This is a genomic window from Mitsuaria sp. TWR114 (genome assembly GCF_007997345.1).
Genome location: NZ_VOSR01000719.1, coordinates 1 through 554, shown reverse-complemented (window position 1 = coordinate 554; position 554 = coordinate 1). Strand labels below are relative to the sequence as shown.

Below are 554 nucleotides of genomic sequence, written 5' to 3'. Positions count from 1 at the left end.
GTCAGCGCCAGGTGGACGCAGTCGGACGGCGTGCCGTTGACGTAGCGATAGCCGTTGGACGCCGTGTAGACCGACAGCGGCCGGTGCAGCGTGAGCGAGTTGGACGTGCCGCTGGCGTTCTGCTCGGGGGCGATGACTTCCACCGTGCCGAGCCCTTCGCAGGCGCGGACCAGGGCGGCGATACCGGGGGCCAGGTAGCCGTCGTCGTTGGCGATGAGGATGCGCATGGGGCGGCATTGTAGGCAGGCCGTCACCCCGGCGACGCGGGCCGCGCGGCGCGCTGCCTATCATGCGCCCCGACCCTCCGCCGGAGGCCTGGACAAGGAGACGAGAGATGAAGGCTTGGCTGTGCGAGAACCCCGTCGGCGTCGAGGCGCTGCAATGGAAGGACCTGCCGTCTCCCACGCCCGGGCCGGGCCAGCTGAAGGTGGCGATCAAGGCGGCGAGCCTGAACTTCCCCGACCTGCTGATCATCCAGAACAAGTACCAGATGAAGCCGCCGCTGCCCTTCGTGCCGGGCACCGAGTTCGCCGGGATCGTCGAGGCGGTGGGCG

2 protein-coding genes are annotated in these 554 nt (G+C 69.7%); one reads left to right on the top strand and one right to left on the bottom strand.

What is annotated here, in order from left to right:
- The coding region (locus tag FUT87_RS23010; protein WP_310735309.1) for a 5'/3'-nucleotidase SurE at positions 1-227 on the bottom strand (227 nt) is incomplete at its 3' end.
- Between the two features lie 107 nt (positions 228-334).
- Here FUT87_RS23010 and FUT87_RS23005 point away from each other — a divergent pair.
- Positions 335-554: alcohol dehydrogenase catalytic domain-containing protein (locus tag FUT87_RS23005; RefSeq protein ID WP_147242516.1), on the top strand; the 220-nt coding region annotated here is incomplete at its 3' end.